Genomic DNA, 20,885 nt, shown 5'->3' on the forward strand with positions numbered 1-20,885 from the left:
TTATAATGATTATGAAACAGTTTAAACATATGCTGATGGCTTCCGCACTATTGTGCGGAGCTTTCTTCACTGCCTGCGACGATAATGACAATCCGGTTTTTCCGGAAAAGACACAAACGGCTTACGACATGTCCGGATTTGTCCGCGGGGCAGATGTCAGTTGGCTAACTGAAATGGAAAACAGCGGTTACAAATTTTACAATGCCAAAGGACAAGAACAGGAATGCATGACATTGCTGAGGGAACTAGGCATGAATGCCATCCGGCTGCGCGTATGGGTGAACCCGGAAAATCCGACGGAAAAAGACAATGTTTACGGCTGGTGCGATAAGGAAGATGTCGTACTCAAAGCATGGAGGGCACACAATTTAGGATATCGCATCATGATAGATTTCCATTACAGCGATGCCTGGGCAGACCCCGGTAAACAGTATAAACCCAAAGCATGGGAAAATCATACGGTAGAACAGTTGTTGGGCGACATCGAGAATCATACCAAAGACGTTCTCAGCGCGTTAAAAGAAAAAGATATTGACGTGGAATGGGTGCAAGTAGGCAATGAAACGCATCACGGAATGCTGTTCCCCGAAGGAGATACAAACCAGGAAGGCGGAATGGAAAACTTCGCGCAAATGGTTAATGCCGGATATGATGCGGTGAAAGAGGTTTATCCCGATGCCAAAGTCATTGTCCACCTGGACCAGGGAAATGAAGCCTGGCTATACAATAAAATCTTTAAAGGACTGAAAGAGAATAATGCCAAATGGGATATTATCGGCATGTCTCTCTATCCTAAAATGGAAGCCGACGAACAGGGCGATGAAACATTCGAACCGGACGACTGGCGGCAGATGAACACTGACTGCATCACAAACATGAAAGCTCTTTACGAGGAGTTCAAGACGCCTGTCATGATGTGTGAAATCGGTATGACATGGAACAACGAAAATGCGGAATCTTTTTATACAGATTTCATAACCAAAGCTAAGGAACTGGGAACGAACATATGTCCCGGCGTTTTCGCGTGGGAACCGCAAAGTTACGGAGGCTGGAAAAGTTATCATAAGGGAATGTTTGATGACAGCGGTAAGCCTACCGCCTCATTTAATGCCTTCAAAAGATGAGATTTTTAAATCCTTTTTTATACCTTTATCCCGGCGTTGGCCATATGTCCGGCGCCGGGAACTGACTTTATTAATCTCAACATTATTATATACCTGAAAACCAATATGAATATGAAACACCCCAAAAAGTTATTGGCTGTATTACTGATGAGCACAGCCTGTACCCTATTGCAGGCGCAACGCAGCGAAACAGTGCTCGAAAAGAACTGGAAATTCAGTAAAGGAGATTTCAATGAAGCCAGCCGGCCCGAATTTAATGACAGTGAATGGGAATCAGTCGTTATCCCTCATGACTGGGCTATCTTCGGTCCCTTTGACGTAAACAACGACCTTCAGAATGTGGCTGTCACACAGAATTTCGAGAACAAAGCGTCTTTAAAGACAGGACGTACCGGAGGGCTCCCTTACGTAGGGACAGGATGGTATCGTACCAGTTTTGACGTTCCTTCCGGCAAGGAAGCGACTCTTCTTTTTGACGGCGCCATGAGCGAAGCCCGTGTCTACGTAAATGGTAAAGAGGCTTGTTTCTGGCCTTTCGGATACAATTCTTTCCATTGCAATGTCACTTCTTTATTGAACAAAGACGGTAAAAACAACATTTTGGCCGTGCGTTTGGAAAACAGGCCGCAATCTTCACGCTGGTATCCGGGAGCAGGCTTATACCGCAACGTACATTTAATCGTTACCGATAAAATACACGTACCCGTATGGGGCACAAACCTCACGACTCCGCACGTAAGCGAGGAATTTGCCGCCGTACGTCTCCAGACGAAGATAAACAATGCGGGTGAAAAGACACAAATCCGTATGGAAACGGAAATTCTTTCTCCGGACGGAACAGTCGTTGCCCGTAAAGAAAATACCGGCCGCATCAACCACGGACAACCGTTCGAACAAAACTTTATCGTGAATGCCCCGAAGCTCTGGTCGCCGGAAAGCCCGTCGCTTTATAAGGCTATTTCCAAAATCTATGCAGACAACAAACTGGTAGATACCTATACAACCCGCTTCGGTATCCGCAGTATTGAATACATAGCGGATAAAGGTTTCTACCTGAACGGGAAACACCGCAAATTCCAAGGGGTATGCAACCATCATGACTTAGGGCCATTGGGAGCGGCTATCAATGTTGCCGCACTCCGCCATCAGCTCACCCTTCTGAAAGATATGGGATGCGACGCCATTCGTACCGCCCACAACATGCCGACGCCCGAACTTGTCGCTTTATGTGACGAAATGGGATTCATGATGATGATTGAGCCGTTTGACGAATGGGACATCGCCAAATGTGAAAACGGATATCACCGTTATTTCAAAGAATGGGCGGAACGCGACATGGTGAACATGCTCCACAACTACCGGAACAATCCTTGCGTAGTGATGTGGAGTATCGGCAATGAAGTGCCGACCCAATGCAACCCGGAAGGATACAAGGTTGCCAAGTTCCTGCAAGACATTTGCCACCGTGAAGACCCGACCCGACCTGTCACTTGCGGAATGGACCAGGTTAGCTGCGTACTCGCCAACGGATTTGCCGCCATGATTGACATACCGGGGCTCAACTACCGTACCCACCGCTACAAAGAAGCTTACGAACAGCTTCCTCAAAATCTGATTCTAGGCAGCGAAACGGCTTCTACCGTCAGCTCAAGAGGCGTATATAAATTCCCGGTTGAGGATAAAAAAGGCGCCACATACGAAGACCACCAATGTTCGTCTTATGATGTGGAAGCGTGCCCCTGGTCGAATATCCCCGATGAAGATTTCGCGCTGGCCGACGACAACCACTGGACTATCGGACAATTCGTATGGACAGGATTCGACTATCTGGGCGAACCTTCGCCATACGACACAAACTCATGGCCCAACCATAGTTCCATGTTCGGTATCATCGACCTTGCAAGTTTGCCCAAGGACCGTTATTACCTCTACCGCAGTATATGGAACAAGAATGAGGAAACCTTGCATATCCTTCCCCATTGGACATGGCCGGGACGCGAAGGCAAAATCACCCCGGTATTCGTATATACCAGTTATCCTGCCGCCGAACTGTTTATCAATGGAAAGAGTTACGGTAAACAAAGCAAAAACAACAGTTCCCTGAAAAGCAGGTATCGGCTGATGTGGATGGATGCCGTATATGAACCGGGCGAAGTGAAGGTCGTGGCTTACAACAAGGACGGAAAAGCCGTAGCGGAAAAAGTGGTCCGCACGGCGGGAAAGCCCCACCACATCGAGCTGTCCGCCAACCGTAACGAACTGGCTGCCGACGGAAAAGACCTGGCTTACGTCACGGTAAAGGTCGTTGATAAAGACGGCAACCTCTGCCCTACCGACAGCCGGCTTGTCAAATTCTCCGTTAAGGGAAGCGGAAAGTTCCGTGCAACCGCCAATGGCGACCCTACGAACCTCGAACTGTTCCATCTCCCCCGAATGCATGCCTTCAACGGAATGCTGACAGCCATCATACAGGCCGGGGAGACCGCCGGGGAAATCACGCTGACCGCTAAAGCCGGCGGAGTGAAAGCCGGCAATATCAGTCTCCAGGCCATTCAAAAACAGAACCATTAAGAAAAGAACGGAACATCCACAAGAATGGATGCAGACGGAAAGAGGCTCAACATGGGAATCGGATATATCACAGATTGAGACTTAAAAAACGGGGCTGTCCGACCTTTGAAACGAATCCTAAAAGTCAGATATACCACTTTTGGAGTGCAGTTCGGCCGGACAGCCCTTTATTGTTTTCCAACTTGCCTGTTCTATAGGGATATTCATAAACTAAAAATGAAGGGAGTGTCAAAACTAAGATGAACACTCGGAACAGTTACAGATTCTGACTGATAAATATAAAAATAGCCGTATCAACTCTATTTTTGAAGTGCACCCCAAAAGTTTTGTGTCTAACTTTTGAGGTGCACTTCATTTTGAGTAATGATACGGCTATTTTTATTGCCGGTGAAGAGTGTCGGATTTCAGATGAAGAGTGCCAGGTTTCAGATGAAAAGTTCATTTCCTCTAAAATTGAATTTCGACACACCTCTTTCACCAAATTAAAAAAATGCGGAATCTACCGAATATCCTTTGTTATATATCAAGGTTACTTTTTCCTGAAACCGGATAACCTTCATTTTTTTACCGAGAAATCAGTCACAGGCAAATGTCACCAACAATCCTTTATGGTCTGTCGGCCATACGTCAAGCGGCAGTATAAACTTGTCTTCCGATGTTTCTTTGACACGCCGGGAACGGACAATGGATTCTTGCGGACCGAACAAAACGGCATCTCTCGCATTCAGTCCCGGTCCTTTATAGAAGATAAAGTCTATCCGGTCCCGTTCGTCCGCTTTAGGGGCCCATGTGATTTTTTCCGGAACTTTTGCCGGATTGTCCGAAGGGTATGTAAATCCCGGATGTGTCAAAGGATTGGGATGGATTTTGCGGTAGCTGTCAACAAAACCCGCTTCTTCCAATAAGGTGGTTACAGTCCAAGGAACGACAAACCCGTTATGGTCGTAGAGGTCTTTGTTCTCTTCTATCCAGTCACGATGGGAGGGTTCATTAAAATCTCCCCCTACAATCACCTGATAACCGTTTTTCAAATCTTTCTCAGCCTGGGCAATCAATATACGGATTGCATCATCCCGCTGGGAAGCCACATTCCGTTTCAGAATCTCGTCTACAGAACCGGGCAATGGAATTTCTTTCCACGTCGAGCCGTCATACCCGCGGGCATCATAATATGCACAGTCCAGATAATCCAGATGTGCCGTATATACCGCCACCTTGCATCCGTTAACCGTACTTGTCAACCGGTAAACGCTTCCGTGGTCATTCTTTTCCGGAAACACCGTCAAAGAATCCGTGATAGGGTGTTTGGAAAGCAAACCGGTATCATAACTGTAAAAAGAATAGTATTTTAATCCTTTTTCCTGGAGAGAGGTGCAGACACGCGCCGTAAAATTCGTTTTATTGTAATTTCTCACTTCACTGAAAGTCACAAAATCAGGTTTCAAACGGACAATCTCATTGATGATGGCTTCGTATCCACCCGGTATCATCGTACCTTCCTGCCATACGTTCCATTGCAACACTGTAAATTCATTCCCTTTCTGCCCTTTGGCGAAAAGGGAGACGCACAATAGTAAAACCGGTAACAGTAATCTTTTCATAGCATTTTTCATACGTTCATATTTATTTGGTTGAAAATCAAATCGCTTTCCAGAAAGCCTGAAAATCACGATAGGTGCCATAGCACACCAGTTCATCTCCTTCCCGTACTTTCTCGTTCTCCGGAAGTTCATTCTTCACATGAGCTTCCATCAGGGAAATTCCCAAACAGTTGGTTACCTTATCCGCCCGTTTCAGTCCTATCAATTTCAGGTTGAACTCTTCATCCAGATTCAGTTCATTTACAAAATATCCTATAAACTTTTTCGGGACCGTAAACTTCACGACATAATATTCCGAATCGACGGAAAAAGCTTCCATGTTTGTCCCGAAATCAAGAAGTTGCACCAGATTACGGGCCGCATCTTCTTCCGGTGTCAATATTTTATCCAGGTTAAACGCTTCAAGCACTGCTTTATGTACCCTGTCTATCGCACGGGCATAAATATGGGAGACCTTTTTCTGTTTCAGCAGGGCTACTACACGCACGGACGCGCCAAAATTCTCCCCGATAGCCACAATCACCACATCCACGCTATTCAGCGGAAGCACGGACAAGGCCTGTCCGTCCGTCGCATCAATCACGAATGCCGTGGCGACTTTATCTTTGATGCTATCTACGCGGCTTTCGCAAATATCCGCGCCAATGACTTCGTGTCCCAACGCCGACAATTCTTCAGCCAACACACGGCCGTAATTTCCCAAACCGATAATAATGTATTTCATATCTTTAATTTATAATAATGTCATCACTCGGATAACGGTATTTGGTATTCTTTTTCTGCTTGACAATTCCCAACATCAATGTTATCAACCCCACACGTCCGATGAACATCAACAATGCCACCAGCAATTTGCTCGTATCGCACAAACTCGGTGTCAGGTTCAGGCTTGAACCTACCGTGCTGAGCGCCGACACGCATTCAAAGGTCAATGCCATCAAGGAGGCTTCCGGTTCCAATATGCTCAATAGGAAGACAAAGAGAAACAAGACACCCAAGGACATGACGACTGTCGCATTAGAACGCCGGATGGAATCATGGGACAGTTCCCTGCCGAGCACTTCCACCCGTTCCGAACCGCGCAGCACAGCTACCAGGTTCAGCACCACTACCGCAAAAGCGTTTACCTTGACACCGCCTGCCGTTGACTGGGCGCCGCCGCCAATCCACATCAGCATCAGGTAAACCAATAAAGTCTGTACGCTCAAAGAGGTCAGGTCAACACTGGTGAAACCTGCCGTCCGCGGACAGCTCGCATTGAAAAAGGCCTGTGTCAGCTTATCCGCGACGGGCATACCGGCAAATGAAGCGTTCCACTCAAAAACGGCAATCGACAGCGTGCCGATTAGCAGAAGCAGAAAAGTCATAATCAGCACAATCTTCGTATTCAGATTATAAAGATGCTGTTTCTTATGCCTCTCCAGTTTACGGGTACAGGCAAATTTCCAGAAACGGCTCAAATGATACAATACAATGTCTTTAAAATTAACCAGAATCGGAAAACCGATGCCTCCCAGAATTATGAGTAAAGAAACGGAAATAAACAGCCAGTTATGATTAGACATCACCAACGGGTTTCCCAAATTGCCGGGAAGCGTGGAAAAACCGGCATTACAGAAAGCGGAAATCGAATGAAACACGGAAAATGCCAATTCTTCTTCTAAAGTCATCCCCAGTGTGCCGTGAATGCTGAACCAGATAGAGACCATGCCGATACCTTCAATAACCAAGGTAAACCCCAGAATATACAACAAGGTAGACAATAAAGAGCCCAATGAATTGGAACTTACCATATCACGCACCACCAACTGGTTATAGAGGGAGGTATTTCCCATAAAGAACATGGCAAAGAAACTGGTCAATGTCATTACTCCCAGCCCTCCTACCTGAATCAGCAGGATAATGACGACAAGCCCCCCGGTGGTAAACGTCGAGGAAACATCCACAGGCACCAGTCCCGTCACACACACCGCACTGGTAGCCGTAAACACAGAATCTACCCAGGTGATGCCATCCACAGTACATCTCGGCAACATCAGCAATCCGGAACCGATTAGAATAATGGCAAGAAAACTCACAGCCAGTATTAACGACGGATTGGTACGGCGCCCTAACAGACGAACCAGTCCGTTTGAGAGATTCAGCAAAGAAAAAAACAATAACAATACAAGATGATAAAATTTTCCATTCAGGAATTCCCAAAATTGCAGGACGGCTCCTTCTTCTTCCGGGCGATAGAATATGACCGGTATCAAAGTGAGATACAACAAACCGCTCAATATCCAGGCCAAACGCCGGTATCTTTTCTTGGTACTCCTGTATTCCAATAAAATATGAAGAGTCACGTCTATCAGAAAAATCACCCATACGGCTTTATACAGAACTTGTATCTTTGCTGTCTCATCCGCCGATAAAGGAAAGCCGTGTTCATAAATTACTCCGATAATTAATGCAAAAGACGCCAAATAAGTCAATGCTTCCAACAGGCCTAATATGATGCGTATATAGGGTTTCAGCAATTTGTTCTGATACAATAAAAACTTATGATAAATCTTCATATCATCTTTTTTAACAGGGTCGTGCAAACTTAGTGAAAATAACAATCAAATACGATTCTTTGTTGACAAAATTATCTGAATATTAAAAATTTTATCTACTTTTGGCAACAGAAAACTAAAAACCACAATAATATTATGAGTGACAAAAGAAAACGGTATATTTTACCGGAAGAAGAGATTCCACATTACTGGTACAACATCCAGGCCGATATGGTCAACAAACCGATGCCTCCATTGCATCCGGGCACCAAACAAGCGTTGAAAGCGGAAGATTTGTATCCGATTTTCGCAAAAGAATTATGCCATCAGGAATTAAACCAAACCGACGCATGGATTGAAATCCCGGAAGAAGTCCGGGAAATGTACAAATATTATCGCAGTACTCCTCTCGTACGCGCTTACGGACTGGAAAAAGCATTGGGTACTCCGGCCCATATTTATTTCAAGAATGAGAGCGTAAGCCCTATCGGGTCTCACAAGCTCAACTCCGCCCTGGCGCAGGCTTATTACTGCAAAAAGGAGGGTGTTACCAATGTCACCACCGAAACCGGCGCCGGCCAATGGGGAGCCGCTCTCGCTTATGCGGCAAAAGTTTTCGGACTGGAGGCTGCCGTTTACCAGGTGAAAATCAGTTATGAACAGAAACCTTACCGCCGCAGCATCATGCAGACTTTCGGCGCACAGGTTACTCCTTCCCCGTCTATGTCTACCCGTGCGGGAAAAGATATCCTGACCGCCCATCCTACCTATCAAGGCTCACTAGGTACGGCTATCTCGGAAGCCATCGAATTGGCTAAAATGACTCCGAACTGCAAATATACGCTTGGCTCCGTACTTAGCCATGTCACTCTTCATCAGACAATTATCGGTCTGGAAGCTGAAAAACAGATGGATATGGCGGGAGAATACCCGGATATGGTAATCGGCTGTTTCGGAGGCGGTTCCAACTTCGGCGGCATCTCTTTCCCATTCATGCGCCACAACATACTTGAAGGTAAGAAAACCCGCTTCATAGCTGCCGAACCGGCTTCTTGCCCGAAACTGACGCGCGGCAAATTCCAGTATGACTTCGGTGACGAAGCGGGATATACTCCGCTGCTTCCGATGTTTACCTTAGGACACAATTTCGCTCCGGCCCATATCCATGCAGGAGGCCTCCGTTATCACGGTGCAGGCGTTATCGTTTCGCAACTGCTTAAAGACAAACTGATGGAAGCGGTGGATATCCAGCAACTGGAATCGTTCGAGGCCGGCTGCCTGTTTGCCCAGGCGGAAGGTATTATTCCGGCGCCGGAATCCAGCCATGCCATTGCCGCCACTATCCGGGAGGCTAATATCTGTAAAGAAACCGGGAAGGAAAAGGTTATCCTGTTCAATCTTTCCGGACACGGATTGATTGATATGGCTTCTTATGACAAGTATTTGGCAGGTGATTTGGTTAATTACACGTTGACGGATAAAGACATTCAAAAGAATCTGGACGAAATCGGAGATTTATCGAAATAAGCTTTGATTGCAAATCAACCCAATAACCAAAGAGATGTGTCAGAAATGCGGCTAGCGGCCTGTTCCGTCATTTCCGGACGGAGAAGAAGCAAGTCTTGTTTTTGACACATTTCTTTGTTTTACCCCCTCTTTTCATCAGTATGTTTCTGTCTTATCCCGTTATTCCACTTTCCTGAATAACAACGAAATACCCTAACATATCCCTCCTGAAACAGTATAGTTTTTAAGACATTTTATGGGGCATATAAAAGATTTTACTATCTTTGATGCCGTTATTACCAATCTTACAACCTAATAATGAGCAACCTTAAAAATATAGTTATTTGCCTGTTTCTCCTTTCGATAGGAACTAATTCCGCTTTTTCCGAGGTTCCGGAACAAATTAATTTCTCTTACATCTCCATCAATGAAGGATTATCACAAAGCACCGTGTTTTCCATCGACCAGGACAAACAGGGCAATATGTGGTTCGCCACGTATGACGGGGTAAATAAATATGACGGGTATTCATTTACGGTTTATCAACACAATGAGGATGACCCCAACAGCATCGCCAACGATATTTCACGGATTGTAAAAACCGACAGCCAGGGAAGGGTGTGGATTGGTACACGGGACGGTTTGTCTTGTTACAATGAAGAAAAGGATAAGTTCTATAATTTCATTTACGAGAAGAAAGGCAAGAGGTTACAGGTCAACGGCATCGCGGAGATTTCTCCGGAACAGTTGCTCGTCAGCACGCAGGAAGGGTTGACGATGTTCGATATCAAGGCCTCTAAATTTGTGGATGACTTTTTTAGTACGGCCATGCACAACATTGTGGCTTCCACTCTTTACAGGCACGGAGATATTATTTATATCGGTACGCCGACAGACGGGCTTTACAGCTATTCCATCTCCCGGAAAAATCTAGAGAAAGTTTTTCCGATATTGGATACCAAACAAATACAGGCTATCTTACAGCAATCTCCAACCCGTATTTGGGTGGCGACGGAAGGTTCGGGTTTATTCCTGATTAACCCTAAAACCAAAGAAATAAAAACTTATCTTCATTCTCCTTCCAATCCCAAAAGTATCAGTTCCAACTACATCCGCTCACTGGCGCTGGATTCGCAAAACCGTTTATGGATAGGAACATTCAACGATTTGAACATTTACCACGAAGGAAGCGACTCTTTCATATCATACAGCAGCAGCCCGGTAGAAAGCGGCAGCCTGTCGCAGCGTTCGGTCCGCAGCATATTCATGGATTCGCAAGGGGGCATGTGGCTCGGTACTTACTTCGGGGGATTGAATTATTATCACCCGATACGAAACCGGTTTAAAAACATCAGACGTATCCCATACAAGAATTCTTTAAGTGACAATGTGGTAAGTTGTATCGTGGAGGACAAGAATAAAAACTTATGGATAGGGACGAATGACGGCGGTCTGAATTTATATAATCCTAACACGCAATTATTCACGCATTATGCGCTACATGAAAAGGAACGGGAGAAAGGGATTGGTTCCAACAATATTAAAGCGGTATATGTAGACGAACAAAAATCATTGGTGTACATAGGAACGCACGCCGGAGGACTGACTGTCCTCCACCGCAATAGCGGACGGATGGAGAGTTTCAATCAAAGCAACAGCCAATTGGTCAACGAAAACGTATATGCCATCCTCCCTAACGGGGAAGGTAATTTCTTACTAGGGACTTTGAGCGCTTTAGTCAACTTTAATCCGGAAAAACGCACGTTTACCACAATAGAGAAAGAAAAAGACGGTACTCCATTTACCTCCCAACGAATCACCACTTTATTCCGGGATTCCCGCAAACGTCTTTGGATTGGCGGCGAAGAAGGTGTATCCGTATTTCTGCAACAGGGATTGGAAATAGAGAAAGCGGCTATTCTCCCCTTGTCATCCGTCACAAAAATGTTTACCAACTGCATTTACGAAGCTGCGAACGGCATCATCTGGGTAGGGACACGCGAAGGCTTTTATTGTTTCAATGAAAAGGAGAAGTTAATCAAACGTTATACCACAAGTAACGGTTTACCTAATAATGTCGTCTACGGAATACTGGAAGATGCTTTCGGACGTCTTTGGCTGAGCACCAACCGAGGCATATCTTGCTTTAATCCTGAGACAGAGAAATTCCGTAATTTTACGGAATCGGACGGATTGCAGAGTAACCAGTTCAATACGGCTTCTTATTGCCGTACCTCTTCCGGGCAAATGTATTTTGGCGGTATTAACGGTATCACGACTTTCCGCCCGGAATTGTTGCTGGACAATCCTTATACGCCTCCGGTAGTCATCACGAAATTGCAGTTATTCAATAAGAATGTCCGCCCGGACGATGAAACCGGGATTCTGACTAAAAATATCAGCAAAACGGAAAGTATCGTCCTAAAGTCCTGGCAAACCGCATTCAGCCTTGAGTTTGTGGTATCCAATTACATTTCAGGACAACATAATACTTTCGCCTACAAACTGGAAGGGTATGATAAAGAATGGTATTACCTGACTGATAAACGTACTGTCTCTTATTCCAACCTGCCCCAGGGAGACTACCATTTTCTGGTAAAGGCTGCCAACAGTGACGGGAAATGGAATACGACTCCCACGATGCTCAAGATTACCGTATTGCCTGTATGGTATAAGACGTGGTGGGCAATCACTCTTTTCCTGGCGGCTTTCATCGGTTTTATCACTTTCGTTTTCCGCTTTTTCTGGATGCGGAAAAGCATGGAAGCCAAACTGGAAATGGAACGCCGGGATAAAGAGCATCAAGAAGAAATCAACCAGATGAAAATGCGTTTCTTCATCAATATATCTCACGAACTACGCACTCCATTGACATTAATCCTAGCTCCGTTGCAGGAAATCATCAATAAAATCAGTGACCGCTGGACACGCAACCAATTGGAATATATCCAACGTAACGCCAATCGCCTTTTACATTTGGTTAATCAATTGATGGATTATCGCCGGGCTGAACTCGGAGTCTTCGAACTGAAAGCCAAAAAGGGAAACGCACACCAACTGATACAGGACAATTTCTTATTCTACGACAAGCTGGCACGCCATAAAAAAATAACTTATACTCTTCACTCCGAACTGGAAGATAAAGAGGTGGTTTTCGACCCGAATTATCTGGAGCTGATTGTCAACAATCTCCTTTCAAACGCTTTTAAATATACGGAAAGCGGACAGAGTATCACTGTCACCCTGAAAATAGAGAACGACTGGCTATTACTGCAAGTGAGTGACACCGGGGTAGGAATTCCTCTCAACAAACAAGGAAAAATATTCGAACGCTTTTACCAGATAGAAAACGAACACGTAGGAAGCGGTATCGGCCTTTCATTGGTACAACGTCTGGTAGAGCTGCACCACGGGCGTATTGAGCTGGATAGCGAAGAGGGCAAAGGCAGCACGTTCTCTGTTTTTCTCCCGCAAGATATAAACACTTACAAATCTTCCGAACTGGCCTCTGCAGACAATAAAGACGAAGAGGAACAAGTATATTCCACAAATGCCAAAGAGATGTATTTCATCGATACGGAAAAGGTGGAAAATGAGGTCACGGAATCCGGAGACAAGAAACGGGGAACGATTCTCATTGTAGAAGACAACAATGAAATACGCAACTATCTGAGCCACGGACTGGCGGAACTCTTCAATACATTAGAGGCGGGAAACGGCGAGGAGGCTTTGGAGAAACTAAAAAATAATGAAGTGGATATCATCGTAACCGATATCATGATGCCGGTAATGGACGGTATCAAACTTTGTAAGAATGTAAAGCAGAATATCCGCACTTGCCACATCCCCGTAATTATCCTGTCTGCCAAAGGGGAAACGAAAGACCAGATGGAGGGTTTGCAAATGGGTGCGGATGATTATATCCCCAAACCATTTTCCCTTACCATTTTAACCGCAAAGATACAGAACATGATGCGCACGCGCAGGCGCATGCTCGAACGATATTCCAAATCATTGGAAGTGGAACCTGAAAAGATTACATTCAATGCTATGGATGAAGCTTTACTCAAACGTGCCGTAGCCATTGTGGAAAAAAATATGGATAACATTGAATTTTCTACGGATGAATTCGCAAGGGAGATGAATATGAGCCGCTCCAACCTGCATTTAAAACTGAAGGCTATCACAGGAGAATCCACAATCGACTTTATACGCAAAATCCGTTTTAACGAGGCGTCCAAACTATTGAAAGACGGCCGGTACACGGTAGCGGAAGTCAGTACGATGGTAGGATTTAACACTCCCTCTTATTTTGCTACAAGCTTTAAAAAATATTTCGGCTGTCTGCCTACGGAATATATCAAAAAATCGAAAGGGTAAATTCTAATTTCTGACACTTGTTCTTATTTTGCCGCCTTCCTGTAATTTCTCATTAAAATTACAGGAAGGCGGCAAGATTTATATTCGCACACAAATTTTATTTATATCCTGCCAATGCCGGGAGTATTCAACCGGCAATGGCGTTTCTACATAAATTCCAAGGAAAAATCACGGTTTCCCATCCTTGACGGACATAATCATTACACAAATTTGATATACTATTCAATAAAACTATTAGCAGCAAGGCTGCCTTCCTCCATATATTTGCACAGAGATAGTTTTCAATCAGAATGTAAATCAAAATCCATCAAAACTAAAGTTATACTATGAACCTCAAAAACAAAATTTACATCTACGTAATTTTATCTTTTATCGGCATTATAACCGTCAATGCCCATCCCGCAATTATGAAAGAAGACATAAACTGGCATGAGTTTATGAGCCGGCAAGACATGATTTGGGAGAAATTACCTGAATACTGGCATGAATCCGCTTATTTGGGAAACGAAAAGCTGGGATTAATGCTCTACAAGGAACCTGGGAAAAACTATTTACGCCTGGAAACAGGTAACTGCGATGTACATGACCACCGTGCCAAAAGGGATGTATTCGGCATTCCCCGGCTACTGACCGGACATTTTGCGCTACATCCCAAAGGAGAGATTATCAGCGGTAAAATGCGTCTCGACTTATGGAATGCGGAAGCATCGACAGACATCGTCACGACAAAAGGCAAAATTCATTTAAAGAGTTTTGTTCATGCCGACGATATGATAATTATAGTAAAAGCGACTACTGAAGGCGACGAACAGGATTTTCAATGGGAATGGATAGCCGCAGAAGCCAACAGCCCGCGTTACTTGCTTTTCAAACGGTTGGGAAAAACTAAAAAGATGCCCAAGAACTATGCGCTTAATCCCGCACCGGCAATCAGCAGCGAAGGAGAAGTGAACTTGTCTGTCCAGAAACTATTGGCTGGCGGCGAAACAACCGTAGGCTGGCAAGAGACCCGGCAAAATCCCCAAGAACGCATCCTGTGGATAAATCTTACGCACACATATCCGCAAAACACTTCAAGCGAAATCTGTAAAGAAGAAATCCAGAATGCTATCCATAAGGGATACAAGGCGCTCCGGCAAACCCATAGGAAGTGGTGGAATGAGTATTACCCCGCCAGTTTCATAACATTGCCCGATGCCCAGAAAGAAAATTTTTACTGGATTCAAATGTATAAATTAGCTTCCGCTACCCGCGGCGACCGCGCTTTAATCGACAATACCGGTCCATGGCTCACAGAAACCCCGTGGCCGAATGCTTGGTGGAACCTTAACGTACAACTCACCTACTGGGCATTAAACGCATCAGACCACCTGGACCTGGCGGCTTCTTTAGAGAATGCTCTCTACAATCATACCAACCAGTTACGTCTGAACGTACCTGCCGCATACCGCCACAACTCGTTAGGAATCGGAGTAGCCTCTAACCTGGAATGCATGACAACTGAAATTGGAATTCCAGGGAAAGGCAAAGCCCAGGTAGGACTCCTTCCGTGGGCTTGCCATAACTTATGGCTCATTTACCGGCACAAAATGGACGATGACATTTTACGGAATAAATTATTCCCGTTATTGAAAGAGTCTATAAACTATTACCTGCACTTCTTGGAAAAGGGAGAAGACGGCAAACTTCATCTTCCCGCAACTTATTCCCCCGAATACGATTGTACGGAGGATTGTAATTTCGACCTCGCTCTCCTACGCTGGGGATGTCAGACCTTGTTAGAATCCGCCCGGCGTCTGGATATCCGGGATTCATTAACAGGTACCTGGAAAAACGTTCTCGAAAACCTCACTCCTTATCCGATGGACGAGAACGGGTTACTTATCGGAAAAAATATGCCTTATGCTTTTTCACACAGACATTATTCCCATTTACTTGCTATCTATCCTCTATACCTGATTAACAAAGAACAGCCCGGCAGCCGGGAAATCATTGAAAAATCATTAGCATTCTGGCAAAGCAAACCCAAAGCGCTCCTGGGCTATTCATGTACGGGCGCATCGTCCATATCTTCAGCCATCGGCAACGGTAACGACGCATTAACCTACTTAAACAAACTGTTCGGGAAATTCCTTAGCCCTACTACCATGTATAAAGAAAGCGGTCCTGTCATCGAAACGCCCCTGTCTGCCGCCCAATGTATCCATGACATGTTATTACAAAGCTGGGGCGGGAAGATTCGCATTTTTCCCGCAGTTCCCGATATATGGAAAGATGTCGCATATTCAGGTCTTCGCACCGAAGGAGCTTTCAAAGTATCCGCCAGCCGAAAAGACGGCAAGACTCAATTCATACATATAAAAAGTTTAGCGGGAGAACCCTGCATAATAACAACAGACATTCCCAATCCGGTCTTTAAAGGAAAAAGAGATTTTAAGATACAATCAAGTGCCGACAACAGTTATCGGATTGATTTAAAAAAAGGAGAAGAGATATTCATATATTCCAAAGGAAGTTCTCCCGAATTTGTCATTTCTCCCATTACCCAATCTTCCCAAAACCTTTTTGGACTCAAAATTATCCAGCCCAATAACTAAAAATGTACAATATATTTCCAGAATTAATATCCGGAAATATATTGTAATAAGCCCTCAACAGGCTACAAGACAGTAAGAAAACCTTATTTTTAAACAAATATAATATCTGGCTCAACAATATTAATATCAAAAAAAGCATTTTTGAACAAAGCTTAAACAACACGAATCAGGAATCATAAATAAAGAATCTACATTTGCAAACGGTAAAATAAATCTTTTAATAATTAAAACCTAATAAAGTATGAAGAACATCTTCTTTTTATTTGTATTTCTATTGACACCTGCACTTATAGGATGTACTGACGATGAAGATATCCTAACTACAGGAGAAGGTATAGACATTGAATTACTGCCTGACAATAAAACTAATGATGTACTTAATTCCAGAGTCTTCGAAGTAATCAATCTTGATTATCCGGGACTAGAAAAAGTAAAGTCGTATTATGAAGCAAACGAATATTATTATGCAGCTTATGAGTTATTAAAGTACTACCGTAACAGATCTGAGGTTAATAATCCGAACATTAATTTAATTAATCCGACAATAACGGCCTCAGAACAAAACATTGCCGACCAAGCATTGGAATATCGTTTTTATGTACGCAATTTCAAAGAATCAACAGACGATAACGGCAATGAAATTTATTATTTATTTAAGAAAGACGATAAAATAGACTGGAGTTATATACCTGACGATATTACAGACCAGGAATTCAAATCACAACTCCACCGCCATCAATGGATGCTTCCGCAAGCTAAAGCGTACAGGGTGAAGCAAGATGAAAAATATGTTGAATCGTGGATAAGCGTTTATAATGACTGGTTAAATACATATCCTTGTCCCGAAGGTACTGTAAGCAAAGACGCGGTGCAATGGTACGGACTACAGCCTGCTGAAAGGGTATTGGACCAAATCGATATCATGCCCTACTTTATACAATCAACCAATTTCACTCCTGAATGGCTTACTACTTTCCTAACCTCATTTGCAGATGAAGTAGAATGCATACGCAATAATTATTTCACTGACGGAAGCAATATCTACGTTACACAGGTGCAAGCGGTTGTTACGGCAGGAATGTTAATGCCTGAATTTAAAAATGCGACCGAATGGTTAAATGAAGGAGCACAGAAAATCGGCGAACAAGTGACAGCCCAATTTTTGTCAGACGGAGTACAAGTCGAATTAGATCCCAGCTACCACATAGGTGTTGTCGACGACCTTTATAATATCTATAAATTAGCCCAACTTAATAATAAACTTAACCTGTTCCCGTCCAACTATACAGAATTACTGCAAAAAGCCGCACGTTTTGTAATGGACATTATCTATCCCAATTATACGATTGATAATTTTAATGATACACGTTCCAGCTCGTACACCAAAAACGTCATTTTGAAAAACCTTAAGAAATATATGGAAATGTTTCCTGAGGACAAAGAAATACAATGGATGGCTACGGAAGGAAAACAAGGGAGCAAACCCACAGGATTAATTCAAATTTATGATGCGGCCGGTTATTATATGTTACGCAACGGTTGGGAAAGCGACGCTACAATGATGATTCTGAAAAATAACAAGAATGCGGATAACAAATGGCATTGCCAACCTGATAACGGAACCTTCGGATTATACCGTAAAGGACGCAACTTCTGTCCCGACGCAGGCGTCTACTCCTACGGAGGAGAAAGTTCCAGCAATAAAGACCGTGCAGCATTTGCAGCAACGGCAATGCATAATACAATGACAAGAAACAAAGTAGATATAGCGGAGGGCTATATGAACGGGCGACTATTGTTGCAAGAAAGCAAAGACAATATTGACATACTTGTCACAGAAAACCAATCATATAGCGATTTAACACATCGTCGTGCCGTCTTTTTCATAGATAAAACATTCTTTGTGCTTGTAGACGAAGGTTACGGGACAGGTTCCACTCCTACAGTCAACCTGAACTTCAAATTATGTCCCGGTAAAAATGACGTTGTCATTGACGACGAAAGCGAAAACTACCAATACGGCGCCCATACCGTATTCACAGACAACAATAATATGTTGTTCAGAACATTTGTCGAAACGACAACCGGTTACAATGCAATAAACAATACGGCATATATCTCCGAAAAATTAGGAGAGAAAACTTATCAACGCAGATTTTACCAGGTAGATATCACCAAGCCGGTAAATGGAGCTGCGCGTTTCATCACTGTCATCTATCCGTTCGAAACAGAATCCCAGTTAGAAAGTTTAAACATAAATGCCAAATTCACTGATAATACCGAAGAAGAAGCAGGTACTTTCCACAAAAACGGCGCTTCTGTAGAAGTAAACATCAACGGGCAAAAGTACGAATTATCCTATACATTATAATTAACAAACATATCTAAAAACAATGAAATCTAAATTACAAAACCTGACTGCAAGATTCCTTGTAATCTTAATGGCAATAGGATTATGTGTTACAGATATCTCTTGTACGGATTCTGAAACCACAGATTCTACAGAATTTGCAATCTACTATGCCGGAGTGACCGACATAGGCCCTTCTATGAACTTCACATTAGACGGCCCTACCTATATAGGAGGGGCTCCATCTGATTTTTCTATCGTTAGCGTAACTCTTGACGGAGAGGCATACGATACCAATAGCTTCACAATAGATTCAAGTACCGGAGCTATATCGATTTCCAATACAAGCGAACTGCCTGTCGGACTCTACGCTTTAACGATCTCATGCTATTCCAATGGGAATTACTATGAGTTCAAAGATATTGTCACTGTTAATATGATGAAAAAAGTTCCTGACGGAATTTCCGTAGAGCCCAACCAGATAAGTGTAGACTATGGCGACATCATCGACACGGAAAGTACCGTAGAACTACCTACAGCACAAGTAACAACGGATGGAGAACATATTTCCATCAGCAAATACCTAATTGCCAACGTTCGTAAAGACGGCGTATTAGTTGAAGACAATGATTTCTTCGAGATATCCAACTCAGGAGAAATAACGATTGTCAGAGGAGAATCGAATATACAACCGGGTAAATATGTACTCGATTTAAAACTCACGACAGCCATCGTAGACGAAGAATCAGAAGAAGGCATTTTTGAAAATGCAATAGAGATTGACGTAACGTCAAAACCGTTATCATTAACTTACACGCCTAATTCCGTCAGAGTAGAAGAAAACACGGAATATGTATCTGCGACTCCGGTAATCGTAGGTTCTACCGAAGGACTGACTTACACTATCAAATCCGTAAGTCCGGAAAACTCTCCCATCAGCATTGATTCTTCTACAGGAATTCTCACATTGGCGGCGGATAATAACATGGAAATCGGCACCCAATGTACAGTTTCCATCAATGTCAGCAATGAATATGGGAATAAAGATTTCGAAAACGTATATACAATAACCATCGTAGACTTTATTGAGCCCATTACAGCATTTGAATATGAAAATACAGAAGCGATTATCCAAGGAGTAGCATTTGAGCATCCTGTAGCCAATATACAAGGAGATGAGGTTGCCTACTCTTTTGTTAACCTAGACTCTCAATTAAGCGATTTGAATATAGACCCGACCACAGGAACAATTTCCGCAAAACAGGGGAATAGCATTCCTGTAGGAGAACATACCGTTACAGTATTGGCAAAAAATACGAAAAGTGAGAAAACCGCTAATTTCATACTGACAATCAAAGAAAACCCCTACTATTTCACTTATGTGCATTGGGGAAACAACTTGAACTTGTCACCGGCCCAAAATTATGCAAGCCAATATCGAGTGACATCTAAAGACGAATTAGCAGCCCTGTCTATCCCTGTCGCAGAATCCGACATACCAGAAGGAATAGAAGTCACATGGAAAATAGAAAGAGGAAGCTTCGCAGCGGAAACAATATCAATCGACCAAAAAGGAACAATCTCTTTCACAGCAGATGCATGGACAGATTATAAAGTTCACATGGCTATTGTCAAAGTAACGGCAGGAAAAGGAGAAGCCGGCGAAACTACGGTCAAGATACCCGTATTCATAGACTGTTCAAAAGCTCAAAACGGGGTAACCGTAAGCTACACTCCGTTTGTCTTCCAGGTAAATCCCCGGACAGGCGGTTCATCAGCAGTTCCGACAGTAACAGGAGCAGAATCAGGCATTCTCATGGATTACCGCCGTACTTTCAACTATTACAATATTAACGGTCCGGAAGAACATAAAAACGGCCAGCCGAAAGTGGAAGACAGTTTCATGAACAGCGTATGGACAGCCTATTACACGGCAATCGGTTCAGCAACAGTCAATACAGGTGCTCGTGGTCCATTATCATATTATGATAATTCTTCCAGAATCTCCGTGCCATTAGGCTATGTAGACCCGTCCAACCTGTCCGTAAAGATTAATCCCAATAAATGGCAAAACGATTATGGTTACGCCAATGGAGTTATGATCGGGCAAATGACATTCGTAACTGACGGGAACTCTGAAAATATAGCGGGCTCAAGCAACCAAATATTCCCCATTGCCATTTGGTTTGATACAAAATTCTAACCGTAATAATATATAA

Annotated in this window: 10 protein-coding genes; 7 read left to right on the forward strand and 3 right to left on the reverse strand. The window is 43.7% G+C overall.

Annotated features, from left to right (window positions below; genetic code table 11):
• Positions 1-11 precede the first annotated feature (11 nt).
• Both Q5076_RS02095 and galB read left to right on the forward strand, forming a co-directional pair.
• Positions 12-1,124: a glycosyl hydrolase 53 family protein gene (locus Q5076_RS02095; protein WP_303010574.1), complete on the forward strand. Its 1,113-nt coding sequence runs from the start codon at positions 12-14 to the stop codon at positions 1,122-1,124.
• A 105-nt stretch (positions 1,125-1,229) separates the two neighbouring features.
• Positions 1,230-3,695: a beta-galactosidase GalB gene (galB, locus tag Q5076_RS02100; RefSeq protein WP_303010575.1), complete on the forward strand. Its 2,466-nt coding sequence runs from the start codon at positions 1,230-1,232 to the stop codon at positions 3,693-3,695.
• Positions 3,696-4,270: 575 nt separating this feature from the next.
• On the opposite strand, the gene Q5076_RS02105 is transcribed toward galB, so the two are convergent.
• From Q5076_RS02105 to Q5076_RS02115, 3 genes are read right to left on the reverse strand one after another with little or no spacing between them, the layout of a single operon-like run.
• Complete coding sequence (locus tag Q5076_RS02105; protein ID WP_303010576.1) at positions 4,271-5,296, reverse strand: endonuclease/exonuclease/phosphatase family protein; 1,026 nt, start codon at positions 5,294-5,296, stop codon at positions 4,271-4,273.
• A gap of 37 nt (positions 5,297-5,333) precedes the next feature.
• Entirely contained in the window at positions 5,334-6,020 is a 687-nt protein-coding gene (locus tag Q5076_RS02110) for a TrkA family potassium uptake protein (protein ID WP_303010577.1), read from the reverse strand.
• A 4-nt stretch (positions 6,021-6,024) separates the two neighbouring features.
• The gene (locus Q5076_RS02115) at positions 6,025-7,854 is read right to left on the reverse strand and encodes a TrkH family potassium uptake protein (protein ID WP_303010578.1); all 1,830 of its coding nucleotides are present in this window, start codon (positions 7,852-7,854) and stop codon (positions 6,025-6,027) included.
• 135 nt (positions 7,855-7,989) lie between these two features.
• Here Q5076_RS02115 and Q5076_RS02120 point away from each other — a divergent pair, with 135 nt between their 5' ends.
• The 5 genes from Q5076_RS02120 to Q5076_RS02140 all read left to right on the forward strand — a co-directional run bounded on the left by Q5076_RS02120 (position 7,990) and on the right by Q5076_RS02140 (position 20,869).
• The gene (locus Q5076_RS02120) at positions 7,990-9,360 is read left to right on the forward strand and encodes a TrpB-like pyridoxal phosphate-dependent enzyme (protein ID WP_303010579.1); all 1,371 of its coding nucleotides are present in this window, start codon (positions 7,990-7,992) and stop codon (positions 9,358-9,360) included.
• 297 nt (positions 9,361-9,657) lie between these two features.
• Positions 9,658-13,719, forward strand: coding sequence for a two-component regulator propeller domain-containing protein (locus Q5076_RS02125; RefSeq protein ID WP_303010580.1), 4,062 nt, complete (start codon positions 9,658-9,660; stop codon positions 13,717-13,719).
• 326 nt (positions 13,720-14,045) lie between these two features.
• The gene (locus Q5076_RS02130) at positions 14,046-16,316 is read left to right on the forward strand and encodes a glycoside hydrolase family 95-like protein (RefSeq protein ID WP_303010581.1); all 2,271 of its coding nucleotides are present in this window, start codon (positions 14,046-14,048) and stop codon (positions 16,314-16,316) included.
• Between the two features lie 241 nt (positions 16,317-16,557).
• A complete protein-coding gene (gene hepC, locus Q5076_RS02135; protein ID WP_303010582.1) occupies positions 16,558-18,687 on the forward strand; it encodes a heparin-sulfate lyase HepC in 2,130 nt (709 codons plus the stop codon).
• A 22-nt stretch (positions 18,688-18,709) separates the two neighbouring features.
• Positions 18,710-20,869, forward strand: coding sequence for a surface glycan-binding family protein (locus tag Q5076_RS02140; protein WP_303010583.1), 2,160 nt, complete (start codon positions 18,710-18,712; stop codon positions 20,867-20,869).
• The last annotated feature ends 16 nt before the right edge of the window (positions 20,870-20,885 follow it).

This window comes from uncultured Bacteroides sp. (assembly GCF_958445495.1).
Classification (GTDB): domain Bacteria; phylum Bacteroidota; class Bacteroidia; order Bacteroidales; family Bacteroidaceae; genus Bacteroides.